The 8,485-nt window shown below is 38.5% G+C and carries 10 protein-coding genes and 1 pseudogene; 4 read left to right on the top strand and 7 right to left on the bottom strand.

The genetic code is table 11. The features are described 5' to 3' along the window. Positions 1–145 precede the first annotated feature (145 nt). The gene (locus ACKI4H_RS17225) at positions 146–913 is read right to left on the bottom strand and encodes a nitroreductase family protein (protein WP_407307915.1); all 768 of its coding nucleotides are present in this window, start codon (positions 911–913) and stop codon (positions 146–148) included. Positions 914–1,018: 105 nt separating this feature from the next. Further along, positions 1,019–1,819 carry an enoyl-CoA hydratase-related protein gene (locus ACKI4H_RS17230; RefSeq protein WP_407307917.1) on the bottom strand — a complete coding sequence of 267 codons (801 nt, stop codon included), beginning with the start codon at positions 1,817–1,819 and terminating at the stop codon, positions 1,019–1,021. A gap of 103 nt (positions 1,820–1,922) precedes the next feature. Here ACKI4H_RS17230 and ACKI4H_RS17235 point away from each other — a divergent pair, with 103 nt between their 5' ends. From ACKI4H_RS17235 to ACKI4H_RS17245, 3 genes are all read left to right on the top strand, one after another. Then, complete coding sequence (locus ACKI4H_RS17235) at positions 1,923–2,498, top strand: nicotinate-nicotinamide nucleotide adenylyltransferase (protein WP_407307919.1); 576 nt, start codon at positions 1,923–1,925, stop codon at positions 2,496–2,498. A gap of 51 nt (positions 2,499–2,549) precedes the next feature. Further along, entirely contained in the window at positions 2,550–3,119 is a 570-nt protein-coding gene (locus ACKI4H_RS17240; RefSeq protein WP_407307921.1) for a YceI family protein, read from the top strand. 414 nt (positions 3,120–3,533) lie between these two features. Next, complete coding sequence (locus tag ACKI4H_RS17245; RefSeq protein WP_407307923.1) at positions 3,534–4,097, top strand: YceI family protein; 564 nt, start codon at positions 3,534–3,536, stop codon at positions 4,095–4,097. A 197-nt stretch (positions 4,098–4,294) separates the two neighbouring features. Here ACKI4H_RS17245 and ACKI4H_RS17250 read toward each other — a convergent pair whose 3' ends face one another. The 5 genes from ACKI4H_RS17250 to dapD form a co-directional block, all read right to left on the bottom strand. Next, a complete protein-coding gene (locus ACKI4H_RS17250) occupies positions 4,295–4,756 on the bottom strand; it encodes a peroxiredoxin (RefSeq protein ID WP_407307925.1) in 462 nt (153 codons plus the stop codon). Between the two features lie 319 nt (positions 4,757–5,075). After that, entirely contained in the window at positions 5,076–5,486 is a 411-nt protein-coding gene (locus ACKI4H_RS17255; protein ID WP_407307928.1) for a hypothetical protein, read from the bottom strand. A gap of 14 nt (positions 5,487–5,500) precedes the next feature. Continuing rightward, positions 5,501–6,172, bottom strand: a complete 672-nt coding sequence (queC, locus tag ACKI4H_RS17260; protein ID WP_407307930.1) for a 7-cyano-7-deazaguanine synthase QueC — start codon at positions 6,170–6,172, stop codon at positions 5,501–5,503. 45 nt (positions 6,173–6,217) lie between these two features. After that, on the bottom strand, positions 6,218–6,928 hold the full coding sequence (gene queE / locus ACKI4H_RS17265; RefSeq protein WP_407307932.1) for a 7-carboxy-7-deazaguanine synthase QueE: 711 nt from the start codon (positions 6,926–6,928) through the stop codon (positions 6,218–6,220). A 129-nt stretch (positions 6,929–7,057) separates the two neighbouring features. Beyond that, on the bottom strand, positions 7,058–7,879 hold the full coding sequence (gene dapD, locus ACKI4H_RS17270; RefSeq protein ID WP_407307935.1) for a 2,3,4,5-tetrahydropyridine-2,6-dicarboxylate N-succinyltransferase: 822 nt from the start codon (positions 7,877–7,879) through the stop codon (positions 7,058–7,060). Positions 7,880–8,288: 409 nt separating this feature from the next. Here dapD and ACKI4H_RS17275 point away from each other — a divergent pair. Then, positions 8,289–8,485, top strand: a pseudogene (locus ACKI4H_RS17275) (hypothetical protein); the annotation flags it as partial.

Below are 8,485 nucleotides of genomic sequence, written 5' to 3' on the forward strand. Positions count from 1 at the left end.
AATTTCGGAAAATAGAAAGTAACTTAGACCAGTGTTGATTATTCAGCATTGTACGAGGCATAGCGAGAGTAAAATTGGGTTTGGCGATTTAATTTTACTACCTCGCTATTTTTTTAAGCAACAAATGTCAACAGACCCTAAATTTTTAAACTTTCTGAATAAATAAATCACGCTCAAAACGGTATTGCGGGAAGAATACTCCATCAACAGCGCGTTCACCGGCACCCACCACCATGACTGGATATTGCTGATCATTCAAGTTTAGAATTTTACATACCATCGGTTCATCAAAACCTTCCATCATGCAACTGTCAAAACCATATGCACGTAAAGCCAGTACCAGATTTTCACAAGCCAGGGCGGTAGATTTGCTGGCCCAAAGCTTGGCATCAGCGGAATTGAAAGCCGTCACTGGAAGCTGTTTGTCGAGCTGACGTGCTACCGTGAACGCAACTTTCTTAAAGTTACCTAATACATTGAAGTAACCGGTTTTATAGTTATAGGGAATAAATTTGTAGTACTGCTTGACTGCTTTTGGTGCTTCAGGGAAAGGAAAATCACTGATATTCTTTTTTGCCATTTCATCAATACGGTCGGTACGCGCGACACAAACAATCAGCTCTGATGCTGTTTTTGCCGCCAATTGCCCCAAGCAGGCTTTAACTAACTGCTTTTTCTTGGAAGGATTTTGCACCACGTAAAAGGTCCAGGGCTGCAAATTGGACGAGTTTGGAGCAAGCAAGGCAAGGTCTAAACAATCATCCAGCACTTCAGCAGGAATAGGTTTTTTAGTAAATTTGCGTACAGAACGACGGCTTTCTACAACTTTCTTGAAGTTTTCGACATCAATATCTGTGGGAGCTGGTTCAAAATAACGTTTCTTTTCAGTTTTGGTTGCGTTTGAATCGGTCATCTTTATTTACTCAAATTTTAAAGCTTGAAATTTATATCTATTAAAAAGCATAAAACCACTGAACAATGTCGCAATTCAGTGGCTTTTTATTTATTGATTAAACAATTAATTGAATTGTGTAAAATCCGGTCTACGCTTTTGCATAAATGCAGCCACTGCTTCAGCCATTTCAGGTGAAGCTACACGCTTCATAAAGATTTCAGCTTCATGATCTACACAGTCTAGAATTTCCTGCAAGTTATATTTCATTAAAGCTTTGGTTTGCTTGATTGAAGCCAATGGAAGCGCAGCTAAAATTTGTGCCTGTTTGAGTGCAGTCGCATATACATCTTCTTCAATGCTGTTGACCAAACCTGCACTAAGGGCTTTTTCGCTGTTAAATTTCTGCGCCGTGAAGAGCAGCTCTGCAGCTGTGTGGTAACCGGCTTGTTGAATAAGAAGCTTGCTCGAAGCACCTTCCGGAGAAAGACCCAGACTTACAAATGGAATCTGGAACAGGGCAGTTTGATCGCTATAGACAAGGTCAGCATGCAGTAAAAGTGTAACTCCAATTCCAATGGCTACACCTCGCACAGCTGCAATTAAAGGCTTGGAAAATTTCGCAGCCGATTTTAAAACCACAAATGGAGGCGCATCCCCAGCTTTGCCTGCAAGTGGGGTTTGAATAAACTTCATAAAGTCCTGCATGTCATTGCCCGCGCTAAAATCGGCATCGGCACCGCGTAAAATCACCACACGCACATCTTTATTCTGATCAGCTTCATCTAACGCTTTGGCAATCCACAGATATAATTCGCCATATAACGCATTTTTTGCTTTTGGTCGATTAATGGCTAAGGTCAGTACGCCATTTTCTAAATTCGCATCCAAATGTTCATGAGGTTGTTGAATACAGCTCAGTGTCATCGTACTATCCTTGCTTTATACTTAATTTAATTTTATGGCGTTTATTATGTCGCATATTTATTGGGGCGACACAACTCACGAGTCATAAAAAATATGATCTGTTATGAACTATACATTTGATTATCTGGTTTTCATTGGTCGCTTTCAGCCTTTTCATCTGGCACATATGCAAACCATTAAAATTGCATTAAAGCAAAGCCAGAATGTGATTTTAGCCCTCGGGTCTGCGCAAAATGAACGTAATATTAAAAATCCTTTTAGTGTGGCTGAACGTGAACAGATGATTTTATCCAACTTTTCATCAGAAGATCAAAAACGGATTAGATTTGTGCATGTAATTGATGTGTATAACGATGAAAAATGGCAAAAACTGGTGAAATCCCTGGTAGCTGAAGTGGTAGAGCCAAAAGCCAAAGTGGGTTTAATTGGTCATTTTAAGGATGAATCCTCCTATTATCTGCAACTTTTTCCAGAATGGGAGATGGTGGAACTTGAAAGCCTGGTTGGGGCAATTTCAGCAACCCCGCTGAGGGAAGCATATTATCGCGGCGAAATTATTGAATCAGCTTTGCCTCTGGGCACCAGCGAGTTTTTAAAGAAATTTCAGAACACATCGACTTACCAACAATTGCAGCACAAATACCTCACACAAGATAAAACCAATCTTGAAGAATCTTAAGTAAGCTTTTAAGTCGGGGCAAGAAATTGCAACGACTGAGGAGTGGATAAGATGAATGTCCAGACTACAATAAAAAGAGTCTTAATTGTTGCTGCGGTCAGTCTAAACTTCATTGCTCCAGCACATGCACAGGAGTGGACATTGACACCACAAACCTATGTGGGGTTTGAGATCAAGTCGATGGGTTTTTCCAAGGTGAAAGGAAAATTTGAGCAGGTTCAGTCCAGTATGAACTTCGATCCCGAAATGCCACAAAATGCATCGGCACAGTTTGCCTTGGATATAAATAGCCTAAGCTTGAATAAGCCTTCACTAAAAAACATGATTTTAGGTAAAGATTTATTTTATGCAGAAAAATACCCGATTGCGACTTTTAAGAGTCATGAATTTATTGTTTTAAGTAATCATCACTACAGTATAAAAGGGGATTTGACCTTGCGCGGTATCACCCAGCCGGTCACACTGGATACGGTTTTAAAACCTAATCCCGCCAACCCAAAACTTCTGGATGTTCAATCTAAAGCGGTGGTCAATCGCAGTGATTTTGGTATGAAAAAAGCATTTGGTGGGATAGGGGAGAAAGTGAATATTGAAGTAGAGGGACACTGGAAAACCAGGTAACTGCTGTATTTAAAAATTTGCCTTAAAGTATTTTTTTTGAGTTGCGAGTTTTACTTTTTTGTGGAATCGCTTTTATTGTTATAGTGCTAAAGGCTAGTGTCCTTCTAAGCAAGTGAGAGATTTTAAAAACTTTATTAAAATTTAAACAAATAGTCATTTTTTAGAGTTAAAGTTTTTTAAAATCAAAATTTTATAAAGTAAAACCGGATTAAATATTGCCTATCATTCAATTTTACCGAGAAATTATATCGATTATTTTTTCCATTAGTCACTAATAGTTTTACAAAAACTGCAATAAACTGATATAAAAATAACGAAAATACAAATTCGATAAATTAAAACAAATTTAATCTGAGATTGGACCGTGTGTCTAAATCCGATCAATAAGAAATCAGGAAAAAGGTGGATTTAAATTTGAAAGCAACAATAAAAAATGGACTTATTATCGTAGCAATGGGTTTGGCTGTAAGTAGTCCGTCCTTGGCGCAATCATGGATTTTAACACCCCAAAGTAATGTTGGTTTTGAGATCAAGTCGATGGGACTGACAGTGGTCAAAGCTAAATTTAATCAAGTTCAATCGAGCATGGAATTTGATATTAAAGCACCGCAAAATGCATCGACCCATCTGGTTATGGATGTTGAAAGTTTGAGCTTCAATAAACCCTTGGTGAGACATCTGATTTTGGGTGAAGACCTGTTTTACGCTAAAAAATACAAAACTGTACAATTTAAAAGTACCCAATTTAAAGACTTAGGAAATGGTAAATATAATGTTTTAGGCCATTTAACCTTGCGTGGCGTGACCAAACCGGTAACGTTTGTGACTACTTTTAAACCTAATCCTTCTAATACCAATCTGCTGAATGTACAGGCCTCAGCAGTCATTAACCGTAGTGATTTTGGTATGAGAAAAGGTATTGGAGGTGTGGGAGAGCAAGTGAATCTTCAACTTTCAGGCCAATGTGAAGCTAACTAAGAATAGAGTTACGAGTATTTAATTGTTTTGCCCGTCTTTTCGATTGGTATGAGTGTGCTCCACGTGTTATCGCCAATATTTAAAAATCTAAGAGCAGGATAACTATAAAAATCTTTTTTGCCTAAACAATCTTAGTAAAAAGAAGAAAAATAAAAGCCCAAAAAATTTGGGCTTTTATAAATCCAGTGTCCACGCTATCAAGCTGCTTGTAGGGCTTTTAAGTCTTCTAGTACCTGTTCTGCATGAGTGGCTGCTTTCACCTTACGATATTCTTTAACCAATTTACCGTTATGGAAAATAAAGGTTGAGCGTTCAATGCCCATAACTTTTTTGCCATACATATTCTTTTCTTTAATCACATCAAAAAGATTACACAATACCTCTTCTTTATCACTGATGAGATTATTCGTCAGATTTTGCTTTTCTGTGAAGTTTTGATGTGCTTTCACCGAGTCACGTGAAATACCTAAAATTGTAGTATTTAAAGCATCAAACTGATCTTTCAAACTAGAAAAACCAATCGCTTGCGTGGTACAGCCCGGTGTTGAATCCTTCGGATAAAAATACACAATCAGCCATTCTGATGGAAGGGTTGATAAATTGACTTCGCCCGTCGTTGTCGGGAAGATCTGGCTTGGCAATTGAATATTTTCGGTCATGCTTAATCCTTGATTAAATTGAGTTGATCTATTATTCGAGCGCTAAAAAGGCATAATTTTATGATACAGAATATCACTGTTACATACAGCAATGGGTGAGTTAAATAGGGATATATCTGCTATTAGAGATTCAAGTTTTTGTTCTTAAAAGTAAGTAACTGCCTTTACCATAATTTTGAGGAACTACAATTTTTAAAGATGGGTATTGGTTTTTTTGAGAGTGCATAAATTATCCAGATGTAAAAAAGCCTGCTTAATCAAACCGTCCAACTTTCGGGGGTCAGATCAAAAGTGCAGGCTTTTTTACATCTAGGTCAGCTTATTTTTTCGCTTGAGCAGATTTCATTGCTTCTTCAGTTAAGCTTTTAAGCTTGGCTGTAAGTTGTGGGCCAAAACAAGCTTGAAGATCTTTATTTTGTTTTTGAACAAAAGCTAAAGTTGCAGGGCTTTTCTTTTGGTTAACGGTACTTTGAATTTCCCATTTTTGCGCGTTGGTTAATTTGCCGTCAGCTTCAACCGCACAAGTACAATATTTACTTACTTCTGCAGATGATAATTTTTTGCTTTTGCCTGTTTCATCTTTACAAACATTAATTAAAGCAGATTTTACATTAGTGCTTTTATAAGCTTCTTGGAGCTTGTTTGTTTCTGCAGCATTTGAAGCAGTTGCCATCAACGCTACAGCTGAAACTAATGTAGAAAGAATAATGTTTGATTTTAAATTTTTCATGTACTGTTACCCTGTTATGACGGTATATAACGTGTTGGATCTGCAATACCTGCGTCAGCAAAACCCTGTTTACGTAAACGGCAGCTATCACATTTGCCACAAGCACGTCCTTGGTCGTCTGCTTGGTAGCAAGACACCGTTTGACTGTAGTCTACGCCATGTTCTATACCTAAGCGAATGATATTTGCTTTGGATAAATGTAACAGAGGTGTTTCAAATTTAAGAGGTTTACCTTCCACGCCAACCTTGGTTGCCAGGCGTGCCATGCGCTCAAAAGCATTAATAAATTCAGGTCGACAGTCAGGATATCCTGAATAATCAACCGCATTAATCCCAATTACAATGGCTTCTGCACCAAAAACTTCTGCTGCAGCGAGTGCGTAAGACAGAAATATTGTGTTACGTGCTGGAACATAAGTTACAGGAATACCTTCTTGTTCATGTTCTGGTACATCAATGCTGTGGTCTGTCAATGCAGAGCCGCCGAGGTTACCTAAATCAATATTAATGACACGATGCTCTACACCGGCGCGTTGGGTGAGTGCACGAGCCGCATCCAGTTCTGTGGTCGATCGTTGACCATACATAAAACTTAAAGCAGTACATTCATAACGTGCTTGCGCCCAAGCCAAACAAGTTGTTGAGTCTAAGCCGCCAGATAACAAAACTATGGCACGAGGGCGCATATTCAAATCTCCAAACAAATATAAGTATTCAAGAACAGAAATAAATTAACGACCAGTTTCATCGTTCCAGAGCAATTTATGCAATTGTAACTGGAAACGAACAGGGAGGTGGTCTTCTAAAATCCATTGTGCTAAATCACGCGCAAGTTGAGGCAACCGAACTGCACCTTTTTCTACTGCAAATGCAGGAGAAAACCAAACGGTGCTGACTTTGTTGGCAAGTTGATATTGTTCAACTTGCTGTTTTGACCATTCATAGTCTTCACGATTACAAATCACGAACTTGATTTGGTCGTGCTGAGTCAAGTGATCCAGATTACTCAGCAAATTTCGTGCAGATTCACCAGACGTTGGTGTTTTTAAATCGAGTACTTTCGAAACACGGGGGTCAACTTTAGACACATCTAAAGCACCACTAGTCTCAAGTGAGACTTCACAGCCAAGGTCGGCTAAACGTTGCATCAAAGGCAGGGCATTGGGCTGAGCAAGCGGCTCACCACCCGTCACGCAAATATAGGGGGTTTTAAAATCTAATGTGGTTTTAATAATGTCGTCTAGTGATTGACGTTCACCCCCTTCAAAAGAATAGGTGGTATCACAATAAGTGCAGCGTAAAGGACAACCAGTTAAACGAATAAAAACCGTGGGTAAACCCGCAGCATTGGCTTCCCCTTGTAATGAATAGAAAATCTCCGTGATGCGTAAACCCGCAGACGGATCAGAAACAGGAATAGCGGAAGATCGAAGAGTATTCATAACAAAAAATTACCACATCAAAAAACATGAAAGTATAAAAACAAAAATCTCTACGATCATGTCTGAACGTAGAGATGAGGAGCGATAGCTCCGCAAGATGTTAAAGCTATGCCACAGACTTAAGACATATTAGTCTTCGCGTAATAAATCATTCAGGCTGGTTTTAGCACGCGTTTTCGCATCCACTTTTTTCACGATGATTGCAGCATAAAGGTTGCAAGTACCATCTTTAGAAGGAAGGCTACCAGAAACCACTACAGAACCTGCAGGAACGCGACCGTAATGGATTTCGCCAGTTGCGCGGTCAAAGATTTTAGTCGATTGACCTATGAATACGCCCATTGAAATCACAGAACCTTCTTCAACGATTACACCTTCAACGATTTCAGAACGTGCACCAATGAAGCAGTTATCTTCAATAATCGTTGGATTTGCTTGAAGGGGTTCGAGAACACCACCAATCCCTACACCGCCAGACAAATGCACATTTTTACCAATTTGTGCACATGAACCTACAGTTGCCCATGTATCAACCATGGTGCCTTCATCAACGTAAGCACCAATGTTCACATAAGAAGGCATCAAGACCACGTTTTTCGCCTGGAATGAACCTTTACGAGCCACAGCAGGCGGTACGACACGTACACCAGCAGCTTTAAACTGTTCTTCAGTCCAACCTTTGAATTTAGTATCTACTTTATCATAGAAACGAAGGTCACAAGACTCAATAGTTTTGTTGTCGTTTAATTTAAAAGATAATAAAACTGCTTTTTTAAGCCATTGGTGAACAATCCATTCTCCATCGATTTTTTCAGCTACACGAAGTGTACCGTTATCTAGGCCAGCAATAGCTTCTTCTACAGCGCTACGAACTTCAGCAGGACAATCAGCCGCTGTGAAATTAGCACGATCTTCAAAAGCCTGTTCAATGATTGTTGAAAGCTGAGACATGATCTTCCATTTCCAAAAAAATTTTCCAAGATTTTACACTATATTAAGATAATAATAGATGAAAAAGTGGCTTGAGATCGGAATTAATTATCAAAACTCTGCGATAAGGACGGCTTAAGAAAATGTGAGGATTCTATTTGAGAAGTTTGTAAAGTATCAGAGTGTTAACACAACTCAAACAATACGCTGAAGAAGGCAATATTTTATTCAGCTGAATGTATCTATTTATGTAAGCAATATAAAAAGCTCTATAAAAATAATTATTATTTATCAACATAAAAGAACATTTGTATCAAGAAATAACAAAAGATCAGCAAAATGTGAATAAAAAATTTATTTTAAGTCCTTTATATTGAACACATCATGAATAATTAATGATCAGAATAAATTTTTTTTGAGGAGAGAAATAATGAAGTATTTACATAAAATTTTTGCAATATCCGTTTTAGCTACAGCAGCCGGTACTGCAATGGCTGCTGATGAAGTTATTGTAACAGATGAAGGTGTTACATCTTTTTCTTTCTTTAAACCAGCAGCTGTTCGTGCTGAGGTCGGTACCACGGGTTACGGTGGTGCAATCTCATGGAACGCTAACCCATATGTAGG

This window comes from Acinetobacter sp. (assembly GCF_045628685.1).
Taxonomy (GTDB): Bacteria; Pseudomonadota; Gammaproteobacteria; order Pseudomonadales; family Moraxellaceae; genus Acinetobacter.